The organism is Methyloferula stellata AR4, from assembly GCF_000385335.1.
GTDB classification, from domain to species: domain Bacteria; phylum Pseudomonadota; class Alphaproteobacteria; order Rhizobiales; family Beijerinckiaceae; genus Methyloferula; species Methyloferula stellata.
The window spans coordinates 3,564,039-3,587,554 of the sequence record NZ_ARWA01000001.1; the positions used below are offsets into that span (position 1 = coordinate 3,564,039).

27 protein-coding genes are annotated in these 23,516 nt (G+C 58.6%); 9 read left to right on the forward strand and 18 right to left on the reverse strand.

Going from position 1 to position 23,516, the window contains the following annotated elements:
• Positions 1 to 70 precede the first annotated feature (70 nt).
• From A3OQ_RS0117595 to A3OQ_RS0117605, 3 genes are all read right to left on the reverse strand, one after another.
• Entirely contained in the window at positions 71 to 640 is a 570-nt protein-coding gene (locus A3OQ_RS0117595; protein ID WP_020176747.1) for a TadE/TadG family type IV pilus assembly protein, read from the reverse strand.
• On the reverse strand, positions 640 to 1,218 hold the full coding sequence (locus A3OQ_RS22920) for a TadE/TadG family type IV pilus assembly protein (RefSeq protein ID WP_152428513.1): 579 nt from the start codon (positions 1,216 to 1,218) through the stop codon (positions 640 to 642). The genes A3OQ_RS0117595 and A3OQ_RS22920 overlap by 1 nt, the downstream gene beginning before the upstream one ends.
• A gap of 183 nt (positions 1,219 to 1,401) precedes the next feature.
• Positions 1,402 to 1,632, reverse strand: coding sequence for a hypothetical protein (locus A3OQ_RS0117605; protein WP_020176749.1), 231 nt, complete (start codon positions 1,630 to 1,632; stop codon positions 1,402 to 1,404).
• Positions 1,633 to 1,726: 94 nt separating this feature from the next.
• On the opposite strand from A3OQ_RS0117605, the gene A3OQ_RS0117610 reads away from it, so the two are divergent.
• Together A3OQ_RS0117610 and A3OQ_RS22925 are read left to right on the forward strand one after the other, a co-directional pair.
• Positions 1,727 to 2,197 carry a hypothetical protein gene (locus A3OQ_RS0117610; protein WP_020176750.1) on the forward strand — a complete coding sequence of 157 codons (471 nt, stop codon included), beginning with the start codon at positions 1,727 to 1,729 and terminating at the stop codon, positions 2,195 to 2,197.
• A gap of 125 nt (positions 2,198 to 2,322) precedes the next feature.
• The gene (locus tag A3OQ_RS22925; protein WP_020176751.1) at positions 2,323 to 2,616 is read left to right on the forward strand and encodes a hypothetical protein; all 294 of its coding nucleotides are present in this window, start codon (positions 2,323 to 2,325) and stop codon (positions 2,614 to 2,616) included.
• A gap of 119 nt (positions 2,617 to 2,735) precedes the next feature.
• On the opposite strand, the gene era is transcribed toward A3OQ_RS22925, so the two are convergent.
• The 7 genes from era to rpoZ all read right to left on the reverse strand — a co-directional run bounded on the left by era (position 2,736) and on the right by rpoZ (position 9,666).
• Positions 2,736 to 3,671, reverse strand: coding sequence for a GTPase Era (gene era, locus A3OQ_RS0117620; protein ID WP_020176752.1), 936 nt, complete (start codon positions 3,669 to 3,671; stop codon positions 2,736 to 2,738).
• Positions 3,668 to 4,381 (reverse strand): ribonuclease III, encoded by a 714-nt coding sequence (gene rnc, locus A3OQ_RS0117625; RefSeq protein ID WP_020176753.1) that lies wholly within the window; start codon positions 4,379 to 4,381, stop codon positions 3,668 to 3,670. The genes era and rnc overlap by 4 nt, the downstream gene beginning before the upstream one ends.
• On the reverse strand, positions 4,381 to 5,175 hold the full coding sequence (lepB, locus tag A3OQ_RS0117630) for a signal peptidase I (RefSeq protein WP_020176754.1): 795 nt from the start codon (positions 5,173 to 5,175) through the stop codon (positions 4,381 to 4,383). The genes rnc and lepB overlap by 1 nt, the downstream gene beginning before the upstream one ends.
• Positions 5,176 to 5,510: 335 nt before the next feature.
• Positions 5,511 to 5,966, reverse strand: a complete 456-nt coding sequence (gene acpS, locus A3OQ_RS0117635) for a holo-ACP synthase (RefSeq protein ID WP_020176755.1) — start codon at positions 5,964 to 5,966, stop codon at positions 5,511 to 5,513.
• A gap of 7 nt (positions 5,967 to 5,973) precedes the next feature.
• Positions 5,974 to 6,732 carry a pyridoxine 5'-phosphate synthase gene (locus A3OQ_RS0117640; RefSeq protein WP_020176756.1) on the reverse strand — a complete coding sequence of 253 codons (759 nt, stop codon included), beginning with the start codon at positions 6,730 to 6,732 and terminating at the stop codon, positions 5,974 to 5,976.
• 101 nt (positions 6,733 to 6,833) lie between these two features.
• Positions 6,834 to 9,041, reverse strand: coding sequence for a RelA/SpoT family protein (locus tag A3OQ_RS0117645; protein ID WP_020176757.1), 2,208 nt, complete (start codon positions 9,039 to 9,041; stop codon positions 6,834 to 6,836).
• 229 nt (positions 9,042 to 9,270) lie between these two features.
• On the reverse strand, positions 9,271 to 9,666 hold the full coding sequence (gene rpoZ, locus A3OQ_RS0117650) for a DNA-directed RNA polymerase subunit omega (RefSeq protein ID WP_020176758.1): 396 nt from the start codon (positions 9,664 to 9,666) through the stop codon (positions 9,271 to 9,273).
• 333 nt (positions 9,667 to 9,999) lie between these two features.
• Here rpoZ and A3OQ_RS0117655 point away from each other — a divergent pair, with 333 nt between their 5' ends.
• Complete coding sequence (locus tag A3OQ_RS0117655) at positions 10,000 to 10,602, forward strand: LabA-like NYN domain-containing protein (protein WP_020176759.1); 603 nt, start codon at positions 10,000 to 10,002, stop codon at positions 10,600 to 10,602.
• Between the two features lie 20 nt (positions 10,603 to 10,622).
• Positions 10,623 to 11,303 (forward strand): uracil-DNA glycosylase, encoded by a 681-nt coding sequence (locus A3OQ_RS0117660; protein ID WP_026595973.1) that lies wholly within the window; start codon positions 10,623 to 10,625, stop codon positions 11,301 to 11,303.
• A 42-nt stretch (positions 11,304 to 11,345) separates the two neighbouring features.
• Here A3OQ_RS0117660 and smpB read toward each other — a convergent pair whose 3' ends face one another.
• A complete protein-coding gene (gene smpB / locus A3OQ_RS0117665; protein WP_020176761.1) occupies positions 11,346 to 11,822 on the reverse strand; it encodes an SsrA-binding protein SmpB in 477 nt (158 codons plus the stop codon).
• Positions 11,823 to 11,950: 128 nt separating this feature from the next.
• Entirely contained in the window at positions 11,951 to 12,889 is a 939-nt protein-coding gene (gene dapA / locus A3OQ_RS0117670; RefSeq protein WP_020176762.1) for a 4-hydroxy-tetrahydrodipicolinate synthase, read from the reverse strand.
• A gap of 341 nt (positions 12,890 to 13,230) precedes the next feature.
• Here dapA and A3OQ_RS0117675 point away from each other — a divergent pair, with 341 nt between their 5' ends.
• The 3 genes from A3OQ_RS0117675 to A3OQ_RS0117685 all read left to right on the forward strand — a co-directional run bounded on the left by A3OQ_RS0117675 (position 13,231) and on the right by A3OQ_RS0117685 (position 16,924).
• Positions 13,231 to 15,405, forward strand: a complete 2,175-nt coding sequence (locus A3OQ_RS0117675) for a lytic transglycosylase domain-containing protein (RefSeq protein WP_244427177.1) — start codon at positions 13,231 to 13,233, stop codon at positions 15,403 to 15,405.
• A 213-nt stretch (positions 15,406 to 15,618) separates the two neighbouring features.
• Positions 15,619 to 16,227, forward strand: coding sequence for a PAS domain-containing protein (locus tag A3OQ_RS22930; protein WP_020176764.1), 609 nt, complete (start codon positions 15,619 to 15,621; stop codon positions 16,225 to 16,227).
• Between the two features lie 94 nt (positions 16,228 to 16,321).
• On the forward strand, positions 16,322 to 16,924 hold the full coding sequence (locus A3OQ_RS0117685) for a PilZ domain-containing protein (protein WP_051116053.1): 603 nt from the start codon (positions 16,322 to 16,324) through the stop codon (positions 16,922 to 16,924).
• Between the two features lie 52 nt (positions 16,925 to 16,976).
• Here the strand turns inward: A3OQ_RS0117685 and A3OQ_RS0117690 are convergent, their stop codons facing one another.
• The 5 genes from A3OQ_RS0117690 to A3OQ_RS0117710 form a co-directional block, all read right to left on the reverse strand.
• Positions 16,977 to 17,600, reverse strand: a complete 624-nt coding sequence (locus tag A3OQ_RS0117690; RefSeq protein WP_020176766.1) for a glutathione S-transferase family protein — start codon at positions 17,598 to 17,600, stop codon at positions 16,977 to 16,979.
• A 166-nt stretch (positions 17,601 to 17,766) separates the two neighbouring features.
• On the reverse strand, positions 17,767 to 18,297 hold the full coding sequence (locus tag A3OQ_RS0117695; RefSeq protein WP_026595975.1) for a gamma carbonic anhydrase family protein: 531 nt from the start codon (positions 18,295 to 18,297) through the stop codon (positions 17,767 to 17,769).
• Positions 18,298 to 18,351: 54 nt separating this feature from the next.
• The gene (locus A3OQ_RS0117700) at positions 18,352 to 18,747 is read right to left on the reverse strand and encodes a DUF3126 family protein (RefSeq protein ID WP_020176768.1); all 396 of its coding nucleotides are present in this window, start codon (positions 18,745 to 18,747) and stop codon (positions 18,352 to 18,354) included.
• 165 nt (positions 18,748 to 18,912) lie between these two features.
• Positions 18,913 to 19,737, reverse strand: coding sequence for a serine O-acetyltransferase (cysE, locus tag A3OQ_RS0117705; RefSeq protein WP_020176769.1), 825 nt, complete (start codon positions 19,735 to 19,737; stop codon positions 18,913 to 18,915).
• 105 nt (positions 19,738 to 19,842) lie between these two features.
• Complete coding sequence (locus A3OQ_RS0117710; RefSeq protein ID WP_020176770.1) at positions 19,843 to 20,610, reverse strand: alpha/beta fold hydrolase; 768 nt, start codon at positions 20,608 to 20,610, stop codon at positions 19,843 to 19,845.
• A 179-nt stretch (positions 20,611 to 20,789) separates the two neighbouring features.
• On the opposite strand from A3OQ_RS0117710, the gene trmFO reads away from it, so the two are divergent.
• Positions 20,790 to 22,226, forward strand: coding sequence for a methylenetetrahydrofolate--tRNA-(uracil(54)-C(5))-methyltransferase (FADH(2)-oxidizing) TrmFO (trmFO, locus tag A3OQ_RS0117715; protein ID WP_020176771.1), 1,437 nt, complete (start codon positions 20,790 to 20,792; stop codon positions 22,224 to 22,226).
• A 112-nt stretch (positions 22,227 to 22,338) separates the two neighbouring features.
• Positions 22,339 to 23,160 carry a biotin/lipoyl attachment domain-containing protein gene (locus tag A3OQ_RS0117720; RefSeq protein WP_020176772.1) on the forward strand — a complete coding sequence of 274 codons (822 nt, stop codon included), beginning with the start codon at positions 22,339 to 22,341 and terminating at the stop codon, positions 23,158 to 23,160.
• Between the two features lie 95 nt (positions 23,161 to 23,255).
• On the opposite strand, the gene A3OQ_RS24140 is transcribed toward A3OQ_RS0117720, so the two are convergent.
• Entirely contained in the window at positions 23,256 to 23,429 is a 174-nt protein-coding gene (locus tag A3OQ_RS24140; protein WP_020176773.1) for a DUF1328 domain-containing protein, read from the reverse strand.
• Positions 23,430 to 23,516 lie beyond the last annotated feature (87 nt).

A 23,516-nucleotide genomic window follows, 5' to 3' on the forward strand; every position in this document is an offset into this window, starting at 1 on the left:
TGGACCGAACGCGAAACGCCTCCATCGTTCATTCTCAAACCCAGAACCCGACGGGAAGCATCGTCCATGTTTAAGGACACGTATAGCCCGGTCCGCTAATACACGCGCCTGTGCGTGGGTAGAAATAAATGCCGTCCGAGAGCGTCATCGTGCCGACGATCTTATAACCAACGACAGGCGTGTAGCCGTAGGAAACATGCCCATAAACAACCGTAATATTCGCTGCCGAGAGGCTGCTCGGAAGCGTGAATAACGCGCCCTTTAAAAGGGCCTTCGTATTATCCGGCCAAGAACCGCTCCAATCGACAGTGGCTTTGCCGTTGGCGTCGGTGGATATCTGAGAAACGGTGACGGTCAGAGTACTAGACGGATAGGGTACCATGACCTGCGCGGCTGCCTGAAGATCCGTATTGAGCTCCGATGCCGCAAGCGGCGAATTTTCTCTTGTCACAAGGTCGGTAATCGTGCGCGCGGTGATTGTCACCTTTTGGCTGATCGAAACCGCCTCTCCGACCTGCGTCACCCCGACGAAGACGACCAGCATGATCGGCAGTATCAGGGCGAACTCGATAGCGGCCACCGCCTCTTCATGCGAAGCGAAACGCATCACTTTGTGGTAGTTGGCAGGGAGGCAGGTCATTATTGTAAAGGCTCGTTCATGAATACCGACGTTGCCACCAAGAGGCGCGTTCCGTTCGGCAAAGTAGCCAGGTTGAAACCGAACAGGCTACTGAAGATCGGCCATTCGTACATGACTTGAAGAACGATGACTTGTGGAGTCGCACCATGACTCCCAGTCTGGTAACTCCAGACGTTCTTTTCGAGCGTCGCATAGTTCGGCGTGGAAGTACTTGCTGCGCTGAACGAACTAGCCGTTTGCATGTTGACCATCACATTCGAGCAATTGAACATGGCGACCAAATAGCTGCAGACCTTCTTCTGGAAATCCGTTTGGCTGAGATAACTTGTCTGGCCGGACGTGCTCGATATTTGGCCCGTCATGACAGCTCGGCCAGTTTCATCTGCGGCGTGGTTCAACTCCTGCTGCGCAAGTAGAACGATGGAAAATTGCAAGGCAGCGAAAATAATCACCACGAGCGGCAAAGCGACGAGAGCAAACTCTACGGCGGACGCGGCCTGGCCATCGCAGGCAAAATGGCGCAGGTATTTTAGCCAACATAAACGTTTGTGGAGACGTTGGTCGGGCTGAGCGGTCATCGCGAAGTCCAATTATTATTTATCAAAAAGATTCAGACGATCCTGTACTCTCCCCCCAATTTTATCGGGCAGACGTTGCGCAATAGTTACGAGAAAGCGTTCTATTCGGGTAATGCGGTGGTTTCCTCTGGGCTCCATCAGACCAGAAGCAGCCACTTGGCGCTCATGCGCCGACTTTAGGCTTCATCCCAAATCATATTGATTGGCGATCGGAAACAGCACGCGTTTCACCGCCGCCTCGACCTTCACGTCGGAGGTTTTTTCAAGCCGCAATTTGCGGATCGTCCAGGTCATGTCGAGCCCCGGCTCGTCGATCCGATAGACCTCAAGGGAGGCCGCGGGAACGCCTTCCGCCCTGAGGCCCGTGATGATCATCGCAGCCAATTCATCGGCGGATTTGCTCTCTTTCGCCACGGTCTCACTCCAGGCCAGCGCTTCGGGCTACCTCTCCGGTCGATCAGCATAATCCGCGCCAAAAGCCTCTGCTTTTGCCTTCGGCGTTGCGTCCATGCGCCCGGCACGATATGCGACAGTCCATGTTTTCAAGCGGAATGCGCGCTTTGCCGGTATCGGCGCAACCAAGGACACGACCATGGCAGACAAGAGCACAGGCCCATCGGCGGCCGAGGAACAGCTCATCGCCGATGCGCAGCAGAAATTCGGCAGCTTCTTTCGCTGGGTGAGTTTTTTGAACGACATGATCAAAAAAGACATCGGGCCGGACTATGGCCTCGTCGTCAATAATCCGGAAGTGAACGTCGCCGAGCAGAAAGTCTCGGGCACGCTCGACGTGTCGCGGCGCTTCAAGGAGCCGATGTCGATTCCCTTCGCGATCCAGGGCGAGACGATCAGCTTCCAGCACCTCAAGTTCGAACGCGAGAACAAGGCGACCGGGCAGAAGTCGAGCACCTTCCATCTGTCGACAGTGGACGACGCCAACCGGATCCTCGGCGACGTCATCCAAGACTATATCGGCTGAGCTACACAGGGCGGACGGCCCCTCCCCAAGGCATAAATATTGCTTCTTGCGGTTTGAGGCAATTTTGACGCGTGATCCCTGCGCTGCGCGCTGGTTGGGAGTCACGCCTTCCTTGGAGATCAGCCATGCTCCCGCAAGTCGTCCTGGTCGACGGAGCGCCGAAATGCGTGATACGCCCGACCGATAAGAAGGATCTCGATCGCTTCGTCCGCAACGGCAAGAAATGGCTTCAAGCCGGCAACGAAGAGGCCAAATGCACCTACCGGCCTGCCGACGACGCCGAGATTGCGATATGGAAGAATGCCTTCGCGCTGCATAAGGCTTGGGGCGGCGCCGACGAAACCTTTTTCGGTATTCCGCTGGGTCTGCCCGCCGAAGCCCCGGCTGAGCCGGCTGCGCAATCCGAGCCTAGTGCGTGATCGGGCATCCTCATTGCGAGCGAAGCGAAGCAATCCAGAGCAACCGCTCAGACAATGGCATGGATTGCTTCGGAGCAAAGCTCCTCGCAATGACGGCTCGATAATCGAGTCCTGCCACTCTAGTCCTTGGGAAACACGAGCCCCATTTCGCGATAGCGTTCGGGATCGTCGGCCCAGTTCTCGCGCACCTTCACGAATAGAAACAGGTGCACCTTCTGCTCCGCGGCGGCGGCGATCTCTTTCCGCGCGGCCGTGCCGATCGCCTTGATCGTGCGGCCGCCTTCGCCGATGACGATCTTCTTATGCCCTTCGCGCATCACATAGATCGTCTGCTCGATGCGCGCCGATCCGTCGGGCTGATCCGTCCATTGCTCCGTGACCACCGTCGACTGATAGGGCAATTCGTCGTGCAAGCGCTCGAAGATTTTTTCGCGCGTGATCTCGGCCGCGAGCGCCCGCAGCGGCGCATCCGACACCTGGTCTTCCGGATAGAGCCAAGGCCCCTCCGGCATGCGCGCGGCCAAATGCGTTTTCAGCAAAGGCACGCCGTGCCCCTTCAGCGCCGAGATCATGAAGGTCTCGGCAAAGGGCAACTTTTTATTGAGGAGATCCGCCAGGGCCAGCAGACGCGGCGGCTCGATCGTATCGATCTTGTTGAGAACAAGGATTTTCGCGCCGCGAATCTGCGGCAGACGCTCAAGAATGGCCTCGACTTCCGCATCCAGGCCCTTGCGCGCATCGACCAGAAGCGCCGCAGCATCCGCGTCTTCGGCGCCGCCCCAGGCTGACGTCACCATGGCGCGATCGAGCCTGCGCTTCGGCGCGAAAATGCCGGGCGTATCGACAAAGATGATCTGCGTTTCACCCTCAAGCGCGATGCCGCGCACCAAGGCCCGCGTCGTCTGCACCTTGCGCGACACGATCGACACTTTGGTGCCGACGAGCTGATTGATGAGCGTCGATTTGCCGGCGTTGGGCGCTCCGATCAGCGCCACGAAACCACACCGCGTTGCCGTTTCGGAAATCGTATCGGCCGCCGGCTCGCCGCCGGTCATGCCGCACCCGTGTTTTCGCTGCCGCCAATACCCTCGCGCGCGATAAAAATCTCGGCTGCCGATTGTTCCGCGCGGCGCTTTGAAAAGCCCTTGGCTTCGGCCGGTTCATAGCCGGTCACGACCACGGCGATGGTGAATTCCGGCGCGTGATCCGGTCCGGTGCGGTCCTGTTCGCGATAAACCGGCGGCGCCAGGCCGCGCGCTTGCGCCCATTCCTGCAGAGCAGTTTTGGGATCGCGCAAAGGCCGTCGCGGCGAGCGCATGCGCGCCTCAAAGGCCTGCGTCACGACGCGTTTGGCAGCGTCGAAGCCGCCATCGAGAAAGACAGCACCGATGATCGACTCGCAAATATCGCCGAGGATCGCGGTTTTGGCAGCGCCCGTCTGCTTCTCGCTTTCGCCGAGACGTACGAAGGTCGCGACGCCCCATTCAAGCGCGACTTCGGCGCAGCTTTCCTTGCGCACGAGATCAGCGAGACGGCGCGAGAGTTCGCCTTCCTCGGCGTCGGGAAAGGCGGCATAGAGCATATCGGCGACAACGAGCCCAAGGACGCGGTCGCCGAGAAATTCGAGCCTTTGATAGGTCTCGCTCCGCGCCGCATTGGAGGCGCTGACATGGGTCAGCGCCAAGCCGATCAGATGCGCATTTGCAAAGCTATGGCCTATGCGCGCTTCGAGCGGGCCTATGTCTTGCTGTTTCGGCCGCTGCATTATTTCACGGGCTGGAACATTCTGTTCCAGCGCAAATCCCAGGGCCATTTCCAGAAGGCCCAGGCAGGTTGACCGTCACCGATGGAGAAGAAGGTGACTTCGGCGCGGCCGACCAGATTTTCAAAAGGCACATAGCCGACACCGCCCTGATCCGGCGGCACGCGGCTATCCGTCGAATTGTCGCGATTGTCGCCCATCATGAAATAATGATCCGGCGGGACCTCGAAGACGCCCGTATTGTCGTTGAAGCCATTGTCGCCCTGGATCTCGATGATCGTGTGCGAGACACCGCCCGGCAAGGTCTCCTTATAGGTCGCGACTTCGGTTTCGCGGCCGTAGAAATCTTCCGTCGTCACTTTCGCAATCGGCTCGCGCGGAACGATCTCGCCATTGATATAGAGGCGGCCTTCCTTCACTTGGATCTTATCGCCGGGCAGGCCGATGACGCGCTTGATGTAATCGGTCGTTCCGTCGCGCGGCAATTTGAAGACGACGACATCGCCGCGCTTTGGCGGCGAACCGAAAATCCGGCCCTTGAAGAGATCCGGGCTGAAGGGAATCGAATGGTTCGAATAGCCATAGGCATATTTCGAGACAAAGAGATAATCGCCGACGAGCAACGTCGGGATCATCGATCCGGACGGAATATTGAACGGCTGGAAGAGAAGCGTGCGCACGACGAGCGCGATCAACAGAGCCTGAACGATGACTTTCAGCGTTTCGCCGAGACCGCCTTCATTGGCACGGCTCTTTACGTCGGCATTCTTGCCGTCCAACCTCACGGGCTCCGTCATATTGCCTTCTCTACTCTTTGGAAGTCGGCCTCGTTAAAGCCGATCCCGATTGCTTTGGATCTTCTGGGCGATCCAAAGCAATCGGGTGGATCGGCTCGATTTCTAGATCACGATGATTTCGGATTGAATCAATCCAAAATCATGAACGTGACCGATTCTCATAATCTAGAGCGGGATGGGACGGAAAACCGCGCACACTTTTCCTCGTCCCGCTCTCGGTTCGGAGCATGCCCTTATCGAAAAAGCCGAGCAACTTTTTCGAGACATGCTCTAACATGTGGTTTTAAGCCGGTATAGGGCACCAAACTCGCTTTTACCTGACCATCCAGGGGTGTTTACAGGTCGACCGGCGTAGATGTCGGCAAAGACCTTGGCTTTTCCATGATCGCCAGCTCTCCGGCAACCGCCTCGATGATCACCTGGGCTTGCGCCATGGGGTATTCGTCCGTGAGGGTCAGATGGATCACGGCTATATGGCCCATGGGTGTCATCTTTGCCAGTCGTAAGGCCGCACCTCCGGTCAGGCACAAGGTGGGCTTTCCGGACATTAAATTCACGACACCCATGTCGCGCCAGAAGACGCCTGCGGCTATGCCGGTACCCAGTGCCTTGGCACAGGCCTCCTTGGCCGCGAACCGCTTGGCGTAGGAGGCCGCCGGACTAGCCCTCCCTTCCGATTTTTGCCGCTCGATCTCGGTGAAACAGCGGTTCACGAAACGATCGCCGAAACGCGTTAACGAGTCCTCGATCCGTCTGATATCGCAAAGGTCGATGCCGAAGCCGAGGATCATGCTGTCCTCACGACTTGGCGTTGGCGCGGCCCGCGTCCATCGCGGCGCGCATTTTCCGGATCGCGGCCTCAAGCCCGACGAAGATCGCTTCGCCGACCAGAAAATGCCCGATGTTCAGTTCAACCACCTGAGGCAGTGCGGAAATTTTGGCTGCGGTCTCGTAATCAAGACCGTGCCCGGCATGGCATTCGATGCCAAGCTCGGCACAGCGGGCCGCCGCCGCCTTGAGACGGATGAATTCCGCCTCGGCGCGCTCGGTTTCGCCATGATCCAAAGCATCGCACCAGGTGCCAGTATGAAGCTCGATCGCTGGCACGCCGATCGAACGCGATGCCTCCAGCGCTTCAAGCGAGGGCTCGATGAAAAGCGCCACAATCACCCCTGCCCGGCTAAGCTCGGCCGTGACCAGCTTCAAATGATCGTGTCCGAGGAGGACATCGAGGCCGCCTTCGGTCGTCCGCTCGCTGCGCTTTTCTGGCACAAGGCAAGACGCGTGCGGGCGCGTATCGAGTGCGATCGCGACCATCTCATCCGTCGCGGCCATCTCGAAATTCAGAGGCTTGGTGATGTCGCGCTTAAGCCTTCGCATGTCTTCGTCGCGGATATGGCGCCGGTCTTCCCGCAAATGCGCGGTGATGCTGTCGGCACCGGCCTCGATCGCCAGGCGCGCCGCGCGCAAAGGATCGGGCACCGCGCCGCCGCGTGCATTGCGCAGCGTCGCGACATGATCGATGTTGATCCCAAGTCTCAGCGGCAACAGCGTCATTTAACCCACGTCCATTCGAAGCACGCCCCATATCCCGGCCCGCAATTCTTTCAGCGCATAATCTTGTCCGAAAAGTCTGCAACTTTTCGGGATTATGCTGCCTACCCATTCACCCGTTCGACTTTGCTGACGGCCGGACGCGCCCGCAATTGCGAAATGATCGTATTCAGATGTTTCAAATCGCTGACTTCGATATCGATCGTCATCTCGTGAAAATCCTGCGACAGCGGATGAATGTTGATGTTATCGATATTGGCGCCCGCCTCGCCGATCAAGGTCGCGATAATGCCGAGCGTGCCCGGCTCGTTGATGGCGGTGACCAGGATCTTTGAGGGAAAATATTCCTTGCGCCCCTCGTCTATATCCCAGCGCACGTCGAGCCAGCGTTCCGGCTGATCGTCGAATGCCGTCAAATCCGGCGATTGAATCGGATAGATCGTAATGCCTTCACCGGGCGTCAGAATGCCGACGATCCGGTCGCCCGGCACAGCGCCGCCGTTGGGCGCAAAGCGCACCGGCAGATCGCCCTGCAAGCCGCGGATCGGAATCGATTGGCGCTCGGCCTTCCCTTCGGGTCCCGGCACTTTGAAGACGAGGCTCGTCGCCTTCGTCATGCCGAACCAGCCAGCCTCATTATGGGCGCGCATCGGCGCCGGTTTCTTCTCTTCCTTGAATTCCGGATGGACGGCTTTGACGACATCGCCGGAATACATTTCGCCGCGGCCGACGGCGGCCAGCACATCTTCAAGGCTGCCGCGCGCCAGACGCGGCAACGCCTTCTTCAGCATCTCGTCCGAGAAGGCCTTGCCGGCACGCTCGAAGGCACGCGTCACGATCTGCCGGCCGAGGCCCATATACTGCGCCCGCACGGCATCGCGGGTCGCGCGCCTGATTGCGGATTTGGCCTTGCCGGTCATCACCGCGGTTTCCCAGGCCGCCGGAGGCACCTGGCCCTCGGCCCGCATGATTTCGACCTCGTCGCCATTCTGCAATTCGGACAGTAAAGGCGCGACGCGGCCATTGATCTTTGCGCCCACCGCCGAATTGCCGACATCGGTATGCACGGCATAAGCGAAATCGATCGGCGTCGCGCCGCGCGGCAAAGCGATCAAGCCACCCTTCGGGGTGAAGCAGAAGACCTGATCCTGAAACAGTTCGAGCTTCGTATGTTCCAGAAATTCTTCCGGCGAATCGCCTTCGGCGAGATGCGCGATCGTGCGCCGCAGCCATTGATAGGCGCGGCTTTCGCGGCCGAGCATATCCTTGTCACCGACGGGGACATCCTTATAGAGCACATGCGCCGCGATGCCGTTGCGGGCGATATCGTCCATGGCCGCGGTGCGCACCTGAAGTTCGACGCGCTGGCGCCCGGGTCCGACCACAGTCGTATGGATCGACTGGTAGTCGTTCTCCTTCGGCGTCGAAATATAATCCTTGAACCGGCCAAAGACATTCGGCCATTTCGTGTGCACGACGCCGATGGTGCGGTAGCATTGCTCGATCGTACCGACGACGACACGAAAGCCGAAAATATCCGAGAGCTGTTCAAAGGCGACGGATTTGCGCTCCATCTTGCGCCAGACCGAATAGGGCTGCTTTTCGCGGCCTTCGACCTTGGCCTCGATGCCGCGCGCCGCGAGCTCTTCGGATAGCTCTTTTTCGATCTTGGCGATGAGCCCTTCATTCTTGTGATGCAGTTCCGCGAGCCGCGCGCAGATCATCTCATAGGCCTCGGGCATGAGATGGCGGAACGCGAGATTTTCAAGCTCGTCGCGCATGCCTTGCATGCCCATGCGACCGGCGAGCGGCGCATAGATGTCGAGTGTTTCTTCGGCGATCCGCGCGCGCTTCTCGGCCGGCATATATTGCAAAGTGCGCATATTATGCAGGCGGTCGGCGAGCTTCACGAGAAGCACGCGCACGTCCTCGGCGATGGCGAGCAGAAGCTTGCGGAAATTCTCGGCCTGTTCGGCCCGTTTGGAGACGAGATCGAGCTTCTTGAGCTTGGTCAGCCCTTCGACCAGATGAGCGATATCGTGGCCGAAGATCTGTTCGATCTCCTCGCGCGTCGAATCCGTATCTTCGATCGTATCATGCAGAACGGCGGCGACGATTGTTGCATCGTCGAGCTTCAGATCGGTGAGGATCGCCGCGACTTCGAGGGGATGCGAGAAATAGAGATCGCCGGAAGCGCGCTTTTGCGCGCCATGCGCCTGCATCGCATAAACATAGGCGCGGTTGAGAGCCGTCTCGTCAGCGTGCGGATTATAGCGCCGGACCCGGTCGACGAGTTCATATTGACGCATCATAATCGAAAAAACCTACGCCCACGCCCGGATAAGTGCCTCGTGATTTTAAATTTGGCGGCCTTAACTTTCGATCATACCCGGTAAAGCCCCGGCTGGCACGGGCGAGGCTCCGCTGGCGCCGGATGCCTCACACATTTGTCGCAGGCCCATGTCGCGGGGCCCAGCTCAACCTATGCGATAGCATATCGCCGGTTTTTCAGTACCAGCGATATAGTCACGAAAATGTTTTTTAATCCCCGTCGTCCTCGGTCTCGGCCGGCGGCACGAGTCCTTCGAGGCCGCGCAACAGATCTTCTTCGGTCATGCGATCGAATTGAATGTCGCCGATGGCATCCGAACGCAGGCCGTCGTTAGGCGGAATCAAGGCCGGTACGGCCTCCGCCTCAGGCTCGTCGACCTCGACATGCTTCTGTAACGAGTGGATGAAATCTTCCTTGAGATCCTCAGGCGCCAAGCGCGACTCGGCAATTTCCCGAAGCGAGACGACCGGATTTTTGTCATTATCTCGGTCGACCATGATCTGCGAACCGGCAGAGATCATCCGGGCCCGATGGCTCGCGATCAAAACCAGTTCGAAACGGTTTTCGACCTTATCAATGCAATCTTCCACTGTGACGCGTGCCATGCGCGCGACTCCTAAATCTGCTGCCGAACGGGAAGCCTATATCATATACACGTAGATCGCAGACTTGCAAGCAAGCCTGAACTGGACGGATTTTTTTGCTTCAAAAGATTTGCGTCAGAGGTCACGAAACTGCAAAGTGAAGTTTACTTGACGGAACCGCATCACCACGCCACATCAAGCGAAGGTTACGTGGCGTTTGAGAGCCATGTGGTATCTACAGCACATCTAAACTCATGCCGGACATAGCTGCACATCTTATGCGAAACAATTAGAAATAATAGCAGCTTGTCCGAGACAATAAGAACTTAACCAAAAACTCCAAGAGACACGTTTATGGCTGACCAAGAGCGAATAGCACTATTTATTGACGGCGCAAATCTTTATGCAACCGCGAAATCACTAGGCTTCGACATTGATTACAAACGGCTGCTTAAAGAGTTCCAAAGTCGAGGGAAACTCATCCGCGCGTTCTATTATACCGCTTTGGTTGAGGATCAGGAATATTCTTCGATCCGTCCCTTGATCGACTGGCTTGATTATAACGGATATTCTGTCGTCACCAAGCCGACCAAGGAATTCGTCGACTCGTTGGGTCGCCGCAAAGTGAAGGGAAACATGGATATAGAGCTCGCGGTGGACGCCATGGAGATGGCGGAACATCTCGACCATATCGTCTTGTTTTCCGGCGACGGAGACTTCCGATCCCTTGTTGAAGCTGTGCAACGCAAAGGCGTTCGCGTGTCCGTCGTTTCGACGAACACGACGCAGCCCGCCATGGTTGCCGATGAACTGCGCCGCCAGGCGGACGAATTCATCGATCTCATCCATCTGATCAACAAGATCGGCCGCGATCCGGATCGTCCTCAAAGAGCCCCCGATCGCAAACCGGCGACGGCGAGTTCGGGCGGCTATGATCACGATCTGGTCGACGATTGACGCCTGCCAAGCGGCCGAAAATCAGGCCGGAGCTGCCCGAAGCCCGCAATCAGGCCTGTGAGCCCGATCGCGAGTGTTCTTATTGCCCGCGGCTCGTCGCTTTTCGGGAAGCCAATCGGTCGCAGGCGCCCGATTGGTTCAATGCGCCCGTCCCGTCTTTTGGACCAGCCGAGGCGCGGTTGTTGATCGTCGGTCTCGCGCCAGGTCTTAAGGGGGCCAATCGCACAGGGCGCCCCTTCACCGGCGATTTCGCCGGTGACCTTCTATACGCAACTCTATCTGCCTACGGCTTTGCCAAGGGCACTTATGCATCACGCGCCGACGATGGATTGACGCTCGTCGATTGCCGGATCACCAATGCGGTGCGCTGCGTGCCGCCCGAAAACAAGCCGACGCCTATCGAGATCAAAACCTGCCGGCCGTTTCTCGATGCAAGCCTCGCAGCGGCTGGCAGCCTTATCGCCATCGTCGCACTCGGCCGCATCGCGCATGATTCCGTCGTCCAGTCGCTGGGGCGCAAACGCAGCGAATTGCCCTTCGCGCATGGCCGCGAACACGATCTACTCGATTATGGAGCGCATGGCGTGACGCTCTTCGACAGCTATCATTGCTCCCGCTACAACACCAATACAGGGGTCTTGACGGCGGAGATGTTTCACTCGGTGTTTGCGAGAGCGCGCGCGAAACTCGATGCCCTGTAAACGTCATGCACGCGAGGGGAAGTCCCCACATTTGAAGAAGCTTTAGCCCCGCTCTTTCATGACGCGCGATTTCTCGCGATTCCAATCGCGCTTCTTCTCAGTCTCGCGCTTGTCATGGAGCTTCTTGCCGCGGCCGAGTGCGATCTCGATCTTCGCGCGGCCCTGTTCGTTGAAATAGATCTTCATCGGCACGATGGTCATGCCCTCGCGCTCGACGCCTTGCGCAAGCTTGACGATTTCGCGCGACCTCAAAAGAAGTTTACGCGGCCGCTTCGGTTCGTGGTTGAAACGGTTCGCCTGCAGATATTCGGGGATGGTCGCATTGATGAGATAAAGCTCACCATTGCGATCGACCGACCCATAGCTTTCGGCGATCGTCGCTTTGCCGGTACGCAGGGATTTAACCTCCGTCCCGGTCAGCATGAGGCCCGCTTCGAAAGTCTCCCCGATCTCATAGTCGAACCGGGCGCGGCGGTTTTCCGACGCGATTTTGAAGTTCCGATCCGGTTTCGCAGCCACAAAAATTCTTTCGAAAAAGCAGTGTTAAGGCGTGATCCCGTTTTAGCTGAGTTTGGGATCGCGCTTTAAGCTTTTGTTTTGACGCATGACCTTATTCCGAAAAGTCTGCAACTTTTCGGGCTCATGCTCTAGAGCGTGATCTCGTCCACGAGAGCCGAGTCCGCCGTCTCAAGATCACGCGCGATCAGCCCGGCGTGAATCATGGCTGTTTTTATCGCAGCCCGCGCCGCGGCCGAAGCCGGCAGCATGGGCAGTCTCAGCTCCTGCCCCATCTTGCCGAGCACGGAGAGCGCATATTTAGGGCCGGCCGGATTGGGATCGACGAACAGAGCCGCATGCAGCGGCGTCAGTCTGTCCTGCACGGCGAGGGCCGCCTTATAGTCTCCGGCAAGACAGGCTGTCTGCATGTCGGAACATTGTTTCGGCGCCACATTGGACGTCACCGAAATGCAGCCATGGCCGCCATGCGCCATCAGCGCGAGCGCCGTCATGTCTTCGCCGGACAATTGGATGAAATCCGGTCCCATCGCATGACGCTGCAAGGCGGTACGCGCAAGATTGCCGGTCGCGTCTTTGACGCCGACGATATTCTTCAATTCGTAAAGCCGCTTCATCGTATCGATCGACATATCAACCACGCTGCGGCCGGGAATATTGTAGATCAGGATCGGAATGCCGACCTTATCATTGATCGCCTTGAAGTGCTGATACATGCCCTCCTGCGAGGGCTTATTGTAATAAGGCGTGACGACGAGAAGCCCATCGGCACCGGCCGCTTCGGCATGCTGCGCGAGTTCGATCGCCTCGCGCGTATTATTCGAGCCGGCACCGGCGATCACCGGAACGCGGCCCCTGGTTTCCGCAACACAGGCCGAAACGGCCTGACAATGCTCAGCGAAGCTCAAGGTTGCGCTTTCGCCCGTCGTTCCAACCGGCACAAGACCATGGGTTCCGCTGACAATCTGCCAGTCGACGAAGGCCCGAAACCGGTCCTCATCCAATTTTCCGTCCCGAAACGGAGTGACCAAAGCGGTGAACGACCCTTTAAAACAGGCTTTCTGGCCCATATTGGCTTGACCCTTCTGCCGGGCGCCCAAGAGACGCCGCAATTCGCAGGTTAGCTCGGCAACCGTAACGCGAGCTATCTAAAAGACGCCACAGACATAACGGCTGCAGGGCGATCCGAAAAGACCCGTTGGCCCCGAAGAGGGCCCAAGACCGGCCGAAGAGACCGGCACGTTGCGTCAGCACATCAGGATTATGCGGCATCCTTATCTGTCCGCAGCCAGCGATCCTGTAAAACTCTTAAGAATGCGGTCATTTTGTCTTGCTTGGATGAATATTGCGCATGGGGGCTCAGCTAATCACAGGAGAAGCGCGCGCTTTCGCCCATGCAACGGGGGGACGGATGATCCTCAAACGAGTCCTCGTTCCATCTATGGCCGGATTGGGCACGCTGGCACTTTGCCTCGCCGTGCCGGTTCCCGACGGCCCGAAGACCTATGAGCCGCGCCTTTTTGCCTTGGTGAATCGATTGGCCAATGCGGCCTGGTTCGACGAAACCAAAAAGCATACCGCCTTTGTTCTCCATGCTCTCATGCACCCCGTGCCGCATCGCAGCGAGCCGCAGACCCGCGCGGCGTCCGAGACCCCGGCGGCACCGGCGGACCAGCCGGTCGAACCGGGCCGCGATCTCACCGGCCTGCGCGAGGCGGTCGCTTTTTATAAGGCCAATGATCTCGCCCATGGCGACGAGGCCGCGAAGACCGCGAAAGACGACCTCGTCAAGCTGACACTCGAATGGGTCGCACTCAAGACTTTGCCGCATGATGTCGGATTGGCGCGGCTGCAGCGTTTTGCCGCCGCCCATCCGGATTGGCCGGCGCTCGCCTGGATCCACCACCGCGCCGAGGAAGCCATTTACGCCGAGCACCGCGATAAGGCGTTTGTGCAAGCCTTCTTCGCGACGTCGCCGCCGCAAACGGCCTTCGGCAAACTGGCGCTTGCACAGGCCTTGTCCGCCGATGGAAATGTGCCGGAAGCACAAAAGCTCGTTCGCAACCTCTGGCGCGAGTCGGAACTCAGCTCGTCTCTCGAAACCAAGATCAGAGCGGATTTCGGCAATTATCTCGACAAGTCCGATTACAAATCCCGCGCCGACCATCTTCTCTACAAGGAGGAGATCGGTGCGGCGATGCGCTCGGCTCTGCTCGCAGGAAAGGATGTCGTGGCCCTGGCGCAAGCCCGCGCCGCGGTCATCAACGAAGTCGCATCCGACAAGCTGATGCAAAAAGTGCCGGTGCCTTTGAAGGCCGATCCAGGTTTTCTTTTCGCCGAGATTCAGAAACTCCGCCGCTCCGATAAGATCAAAGAGGCAGTGGATGTCCTGCTGTCTGCGCCGCGCGACCCGGTCCAGCTCGTCAATGGCGACGAATGGTGGGTGGAACGCCGCCTTCTCGCCCGCAAGGTCCTCGATCAAGGCGACACGAAACTGGCCTATCGCCTTTGCGCGGAACATTCGGCGCATTCCAATGAAGCGAAGATCGAAGCCGAGTTTCACGCCGGCTGGATTGCATTGCGTTTCATGAACGATCCGGCGCTTGCCGCGCCGCATTTCGCCAAAGTTGCCGAGATCGCGGTAACGCCCATGTCGAGGGCACGCGCCGCCTATTGGCAAGGCCGCACAGCCGAAGCGACAGCGGCCGAGGATGCCTTGACGCAGGCCAATCGTTTTTATGAAAAGGCCGCCGCCTATCCCGCCACCTATTACGGACAATTGGCGCGCGTGCGGCTCGGGCTCGGCCTGCCGCTGCGCCCGACGGCGGTGGAAGCCCCGGAGGATCAGCGTGCCGACGCGGTCCGCATCGTCGAGCTTCTGTTTGCGATCGGAGAAAAGGAGCTTGCCACGTCGCTCGCGGCGGAATCGGTGCAGCATCTTCAAGACCGAGAGCAAATCGCGGCGCTCGCCAATATTGTCGCAAAGCAGCAGGACGCGCATCTCGCCCTCATGATCGGCAAGCTCGCAGGCCATAGAGGCATAGCGCTCGATCAACTGGCGTTTCCGCTTTATGGGATACCCGACTTCGAGCCATTGCAGAATTCGGCGGCGAAATCGGTCGTCTATTCGGTGGCGCGGCAAGAAAGCGCATTCGATCCGAAGGCCGCGTCGCAGGCGGGCGCCAAAGGGCTGATGCAGATGATCGCATCGACCGCCAAACGAACTGCCGAACGCGCCGGCCTTGCCTTCGACGAAAACCGCCTGCTCTCCGATCCCACATTCAACGCGCAGCTCGGCGCAGCCCATCTCGGCGCGCTTATCGCCGAGCAGGGCGGCTCGTTGATCTTGACGTTCGCGGCCTATAATGCCGGCGGCAAACACGTGAAGGAATGGATCGAGGCGCATGGCGACCCGCGCTCGCCGGGCGTCGATCCGATCGATTGGATAGAGCGCATACCGTTCACCGAAACGCGCAATTACGTGCAGCGCGTTTTGGAAAATCTCGCCATCTATCAAACAAGATTCGGCGAGACCAGCACCGCGGCGACCCCCGAAAACGCCAAGAAAACGCAAGCCAAATTATAGGCCAGCTTCATCGCCCGGCTTGCAGCGCCAGCACGGATTTCAAGCACAATATTCAGCACAACGCAGTCACTACTCGCGCGGCAAAACTCCTGGCACATCCACTGCTGCGTCTTCGTCACGGTCGAGATTTTCGCCGTAACCGGTGCCGTTTTGGGCCGGGTTCAGAGGACGCGATCCAGGCTGACCTATGCGTGGACGAATGCGAGTGCCGAAATGAGACAAGCTGGCACATTTGAGCTTTTCGCTTATTGGGATGAGCTCCGCCGCGGCCGCGCCGCGCCGGAACGCGCCGATCTCGATCCCGTCGCCATTCGCAATGTTCTCGCCGATACATTCATGCTCGAAGTCGATGCGGATCGAACCTATCCGTTTTGTCTGTCCGGTACGCGTCTCAGCGCCTTGTTCGATGCGGAGCTTAAAGGCCGGCCGTTTCTCTCTCTCTGGAACCAGGCGCAGCGGCCCGAGGTCGCCAGACTGATGCAAATGGTCGTCGACGGAGCCTGCCCGATCGTCGCCGGCGCGGCGGCGGCGCCGGAGGGTTATGACCTAACGGAATTCGAACTTTTACTTTTACCGCTACGTTATCACGGCAAAACCCATGCGCGAGTATTGGGCCGGATAGCTCCTGCGAAACGGCCGAGCTGGCTTGGATTGATCCCCGTCGAAACCTTAGATTTTTTATCTATGCGTGTATTGGATGGGCGCAATTTGATCTCAGCCCGAGGGGCGGCGCGGGCAACGCCTGCCAATGTCGGGCTCAGCCCAAGTTTCTCATCTTGCGAGCAACGCAGACACTTACGAATCTATATTGGAAATACGTAAAAATACGCCCTCGGTAAGCTGACATTAACCCAACTTCCCACATGTTAACCTCAGCCGTGCCAGCCGCTCTGTCGCACGCGAGGTTCGCCCATCGATGACCGCGATAACGAGTTCTGTCCGGCAGCCGCAAGAACGACGCGACTACCAACGTATAAACGTCTCGGTTCCGGGCCGATATATGTTGGAGGACAAGCGCGAGTTCCCGTGCCGCACGATCGATTTTTCGCCGAACGGCGTCTCCGTCGCCGCGCCCGTGCGCGGCAGGGTCGGAGAACGCGTTGTCATCTATCTCGATTATATCGGCCGGATCGAAGGCAATATCGTCCGCCACACTCTGTTCGGCTTCGCGCTGACCCTGATCCTGCCGGGCAATAAGCGCGAAAAGATCGCCGACCAGCTCACTTGGCTGGTCAATCGCGAATCCCTCGAAAAAGCCGACCGCAGACATGACCGGCTCGTGCCGAATCTCCGGCATTGCATCCTGCAGCTCGAAGACGGCCGCGAGCATCTCGTGAAACTGGACAATGTCTCGATTTCCGGCGCCGCCATCGCGACGGAACTCAAACTTCCGATCAACACGAAAGTCCGCCTCGGCTCGATGCGCGGCTATATCATCCGCCACTTCGACAAAGGCATGGCGGTTGAATTCGATGCGCAGATTCCAATCGAACTGTTCAACGAAGACTTGCGGCTCTGAAGACTTGCGGCTCTGAACGGGTCCAAGCGTGCGACGGGCGAGATCGCCTCAGTCAGACGAGCGGGCCGGCACAATTCGCTTTAAAAGCCGGTCGCGCCAGCAAGCGCTGATACCATGCATGTAGATCGGGTGCGGCCAGCCGCTCGAAGGACATGTTGAACCAGCGATGCACATGCGGACCGAAGGCAATATCCGCGAGCGTGATATCATCGCCCACGATGTATGGATGCGAAGCGAGGCGCGCATCCAGGATCGCCCATATGCGGGCGGCTTCATTGATTGCGGCGGCAATCGCCGCGTTGTCGCGCTTTTCGGGTGCGATACGGACCAGACCATGAAACGCGATCGACTGATGACGCGAGAGCGAGGTCTGCTGGAAATCCATCCACGCTTCGACCGTCGCGCGTGCATGCAGCGCCTGCGGATAGAGCGTGCTATGCGCCGCATGCGCGTTGCAGATATAACGCAGGATCGCGTTGCTCTCGAAGAGGGTGAAATCATCTTCCTCGAGCGCTGGAACCAGACCGAGCGGGTTCATCGCGCGATAGTGTGGCGTGTCCGTGCCACCGAAGGAACCGCCAGCGTCGACGCGTTGGTATTGCAGGCCTAGTTCTTCCAGCAACCAGATCACCTTCGCGACATTGCTGGACGTATTGCGGCCCCAAAGTTTGATCACGCGCTCGCCCCCAAGTGCGAATCTCAGTTCATGTTTTTCTCAGAATCGGAACCTAATCATTGCGCCGTCTTTGCGAGCGAAGCGAAGCATCCAGTTCTACAACTCAAGGCTTTGGATTGCTTCGTCGCTTCGCTCCTCGTAATGACGGCTCGACGATTGAGCGTGATCATGCGCTGCGGACGACAAGCCCCTTCTTGTAGCGCTGCCAGCGCGCCACATAGCCGGCCGCGCCTTGCATGCGCTTCAGGTCTTTTTCTTCGAGCGTCCGCATGACCCGCGCGGGACTGCCGATGATCAGCGAATTGTCGGGAAATTCCTTGCCTTCGGTCACAAGCGACCCGGCTCCGACAAGACAATTATTACCGATCTTCGCACCGTTCAAAATGATCGCGCGCATGCCGATCAAGCTCTTCTCGCCGATCGAGCAGCCGTGCAGCATCACGCCATGGCCGACGGAACTATGAGCGCCGAGGGAGACCGGAAAGCCCGGGTCAGTATGCACGAGGCAGCCGTCTTGAATGTTCGACCCCGCGCCAAGCGTGATCGAATCATTGTCGCCGCGCAGCACAGAGCCGAACCAGACCGAGGCGTCTTCGCCGAACCGGACATCGCCGACGATTTGCACGTCGGGTGCGATCCAGAAGCGGCCGCTCTCAGGCAAAGTCGGAGCAAGACCGTCAATTTCATAAAAAGGCATGAAGTCGTCCTGGTGCCAATCACCATTCAAGGCGGGTTATAAGGTGAGCCTGCCTCAAAAATCTTCGAGGTCGAAATCGAGAATGGCCATCTGCAAGGTGTAGCTATGGCCTTTCGGATCGTCGGCTGAAATGACGCCCAAGAAATCGTCGCCGCGGTTGAGCTCGACCGAATCGTTCTTCTTGTGGCGCGGCACGATCTTGAGCTGGTCGTTTTCGAACAGCCGCCGCAGATATTCCTGCAGCACTTCGCGGCCGACCGGAATCTTCATGTCGAAGGCAAAGGAGCGGTCGCCGTCTTCGTCATCGACGACGAGGGAACCGATCTGCCGCTCGCCGAGATGCACTTCGGCATCGTCGGGGTTTTTACGCGCTTGCGTGACTTTGATGCCTTGATGGCCAAAGGTCTGACGCAGGAAGCCTTGCAATTTACGCAATTCGGCTTTGTCCAAAGGCCATCTCCCTTTCAGACGAGGAGCGTGCCTTTGCCAGAAAAGCGCTTCGACCGCAAGTCCGGGGAATAAAACAGGGTGCCGCGCCCATTGGTCACGACCCCGCTTTGAACTTATTTTACAGCATGATCTTGTCCGAAAAGTCTGCAGCTTTTCGGGATCATGCTAGATCACAGCCGGTTTCGTGGCGAGGATCTGATCCATGCTGAGCGCCGGTTCGGCACAGCCGGCCTCGCCGACGATTTTGGCCGGAACGCCGGCCACCGTCTTATTGTTTGGCACCGGATGCAGCACAACGGAGCCCGCCGCGATCCTGGCGCAATGACCGACCTCTATATTGCCGAGGATCTTCGCGCCGGCGCCGATCAGCACCCCATGCCGGATCTTGGGGTGACGGTCGCCCTTTTCCTTGCCGGTGCCGCCGAGCGTGACATCCTGAAGCATCGAGACGCCATCCTCGATGACGGCCGTCGAGCCAACGACGAGGCCGGTCGCATGATCGAGGAAAATGCTCTTTCCGAATTGCGCGGCCGGATGAATATCGGTCTGGAAAACCTCCGACGAACGGCTCTGGAGATAAAGCGCGAAATCGCGGCGGCCGGCATTCCACAAAGCATGCGCGAGCCGGTGCGTTTGAATGGCGTGAAAGCCTTTGAAATAGAGGACGGGCTCGATCACGCGCACACAGGCCGGGTCGCGATCGACGACCGCCACCAGATCGGCGCGGAAGGCTTCCGCGATCGAAGGATCATGGGCCAGCACATCGAGATAGGTCTTGCGGATGAGATCGCCCGGCACTTCGGGATGACCAAGCCGCGCCGCGAGCCTGTGGATGATCGCGCTTTCAAGCGTGTCGTGATTGAGGATCGTCGACATCATGATGCCCGAAATCTCGGGTTCGCGATGGATCGTTTCCTCGGCTTCCGTCCGCATTCGCGCGAAGATCGGATCGACGCTTTCGATGCTGATGACATGAGCGGCTTCGTGCATGGTGTTGCTGAAAGACACGCCACAACTCCCTCGGCCCCAGCCCTCTATGGCGGGCGTCCGTTACTTAAGCAATCTCTGCGCCGCCACCCCACTTTCCATAGAATTTCATGCTCTGGAACTCAAGAAGTTGAGTACAGTATTTTTATAGACTTTATCGCCAACAGCCTTGTTGTGGTCGCGTCCGGGAATATCCAAAGCCTGGGCATTCGGAAACAAAGCCGCGAGGCGTTCCGCGCGTCCGGCGATCTCATCGTCCGTCCCGACAGCCACCAGCACAGGCAGATTCATGGCTGCGACCTCGGCCTCGCTCATATGCTGGCGAGAGCCGCGCAGGCAGGCCGCCAGCGCCTTCAAATCGCTTTTGGTGGCCTCGGCGAAAGCCCGAAACATTTTCTGTACCGGATCCGTCAGCTCATCGGCCGACCCCGCCTCCATGGCTTCGGCAAGGTTCGATGGAAGACCCGACCCATCGATGAGATTATAGCCAAGCCCGCCGATGATCAGCGCGCGGACCCGCTCCTCATGGGTTTTGGCCAGCGAGGTTGCGATGCGCGCACCGAGCGAATAGCCCATGACGTCGGCTTGCGCGATCTTGAGATGATCGAGCAAGGCTAAAGCGTCGCCGGCCATTTTGACGATCGTGTAGTCTTGCGGATCATAGAGCTTGCCGCTGCGTCCATGGCCGCGATTGTCGAAGGCGATCACGCGGCGCCCGGCCTCGGTCAAAGTCTTGACCCAAAGCGGCAGCACCCAGTTCACCGCATGGGTCGAAGCGAAGCCATGGATGAGAAGAATAGGCTGATTGAGGTCTTGGCCTTTCGGCGCTTCGTCAATATAGGCGATCGCAACCCCATCGTGCGAGAACTCCTTCATTCCTTGATCTGCTGCCGACATTGCGAACCTTGTCCCCTTGGCTGCGAAAATGTTTTAAGCAAGTCCCGGAAAAGTTGTTCGACTTTTCCGATAAGGACATGCGTGAACCTATTGACCTAGAGCCTGCTGCAATAAGTCAAATGATTGAACCTGACTGAAACAGGCTCTAGACTCTGCTCATGGCAAATAATCCCGATCTTTCCAATTCATCTTTTGCTCCAGTCCATGTGATCGGCGCCGGCCTCGCAGGCTCCGAAGCGGCATGGCAGATCGCGCTCGCGGGCGTGCCCGTGGTCCTGCACGAGATGCGCCCGGTTCGCCAGACGGAGGTTCATAGATCGGCGCAATTCGCCGAGCTCGTCTGCTCCAATTCGTTTCGTGCCGACGATCCCGACGCCAGCGCCATCGGCGTTCTGCATCGGGAAATGCGGCGGATGAATTCGCTCATCATGACGGCAGCCGACGCGCATAAAGTGCCGGCCGGCGGCGCGCTCGCCGTCGATCGCGAAGGCTTCGCAGCTTACGTCACGAAGATGGTCTCCTCGCAGCCGCTAATCACCGTGCTGCGCGAAGAAATCGAAGGCCTGCCGCCGCAAGAGTGGGACAATGTGATCATTGCCACCGGGCCTTTGACGGCGCCAGCGCTCGGGCAAGCCGTTGCAGAGCTGACAGGTGAATCGGGCCTCGCCTTTTTCGATGCGATCGCGCCCGTCGTTCATCGCGACGCGATCGATATGAGCAAGGCCTGGTTTCAATCGCGCTACGATAAGGCAGGCCCGGGCGGCACAGGCGCGGATTATATCAATTGCCCCATGAACAAGGAGCAATACGAGGCCTTCATAGATGCTCTGCTCAACGCCGAGAAAATCGATTTCAAAGAGTTCGAGAAGACACCCTATTTCGACGGCTGTCTGCCGATCGAGGTGATGGCAGAGCGCGGCCGCGAAACCTTGCGGCATGGCCCGATGAAACCCTTCGGCCTCACCAACCCGCACAACCCGACGGTGAAGGCCTATGCGATTGTGCAGTTGCGTCAGGATAATGCGCTGGGCACGCTCTATAATATGGTCGGCTTCCAGACCAAGTTGAAACATGGCGCGCAGGCCGATGTGTTTCGGACCATTCCAGGGTTGGAGCAAGCGGCTTTCGCGCGGCTTGGCGGGATGCACCGCAACACGTTCTTGAATTCGCCGCGCGTGCTCGACGCAGAGCTAAGGCTCAAAGCAGAGCCACGTCTGCGCTTTGCCGGACAGATCACCGGATGCGAAGGCTATGTCGAGAGCGCGGCGGTCGGTTTGATCGCTGGCCGCATGGCCGCCGCTTCGCGCAGGGGCGAAAGTTTCGCCTCGCCGCCCTCGACCACAGCGATCGGCGCCCTCCTCAACCACATCACCGGCGGCCATATCGAGGTGATAGACGGCGGTCCTTCGTCTTTTCAGCCCATGAATGCCAATTTTGGGCTTTTCCCGCCACTTTCCGAGAAAATCTCCACTGAGGATGGCAAACGCCTGCGCGGGCCTGCCAAAGCCGCGGCAAAAAAACGCGCGCTGGGTCTTCGCGCTGCGGCAGAGTTCGAGATTTGGCTTGCCGATCCGTCCGTCCTCGCGGCCGAATGACAAGACTGACATAAAATCTGATCTTTTTACTCAAACTGACGTATTGACCGGCTGCCCCTGCCGCGCGAAGCTGGCAGTTCAACCCGGCGCGTCTCGGACGAACGATACATCCATGAGCGAAGAAACCTCTGTTCTCGTCTTTGGCATGGACGAACTGGCTTCGGCCGTCGCCCGCAAACTTCATCTTGCCGGCTACGCCGTTGCTCTGCATCAGCCGTCGCCGCCTTCGACGATTCGCCGCCGCATGGCCTTCGCCGATGCGTGGTTCGAAGGCAGCTGCACCTTCGAAGGCGTCGAAGCGCGCCGCGCCGACAAGACCAAGGATTTTCTCGCCGGCCTCAGAAGCGGGATGTTTGTGCCGATCCTGTGGCATCCCTTCGAGGACGTGACGGCCCGCTGGCCTTGGGACGTGCTCGTCGACGCGCGGCCGAAGTCATCGAAACCGCGTCCGAATTTGAAGAGCCTCGCCGAACTCTCGATCGGCCTCGGCCATGGTTTTACCGCAGGCGGCAATTGCGACATCGTCATCGATGTCAGCGGCAATGATCCAGGCGCGGTCTTGCGCAGCGGTTCGGTGCCTCAGCGCGATCCGACGGATGAAGTGAGTTTCAGCGGCGGCACTTTGGTCCATGCACCGCATCATGGCCTGTTCAACGGCTCGAAGCTTCTCGGCGAACCGGTCGAAGAAGGCGACATTCTAGGCTGGATCGGCGCGACGTCGATCGCCGCGCCGCGCTCCGGACGTTTGCGCGGAATAGCCCGCGACGGAGCCGCCGTTCCGAAAGGTGCAGAGCTTGGCGAAATCGTCCCGACATCTGGTGTCGAATGCGTCGGCATCACCAAGCGCGACCGGCTGATCGCGCGCAGTGTCGCCTTCGTCATCGAGATGGAACGCGAAGGCTGGGCGCCGATCTCGCTCGAAAATCTGTTTTGATCAAACCCTGATTTGAAACACTGATTAAGTAAAAAGGGGCGATGGTCGACATCGCCCCTTTTCCGTTTTTTATATGTGTGGCTTCGCAGCCTTCCCTAAAACAGCGTCTCGCCCGCAACGAGGCCGAGTATGAGGAAGATCACGAAGATCACGACAAAGATGAAGAACAAGATGCGCGCGATTCCGCCCGCGGCCTCGGATATGCCGGTGAAACCCAATGCGCCGGCAATTATCGATACGACAAAGAAAATCAAAGCCCATTTTAGCATAGCAGCCTCACCGGTCGTGGTCGTCGAGCCTCCAACGCACGCTCCAGCTTAATGTTCCAATCGGGGCATGTTCTGGTTAAGCCGCAT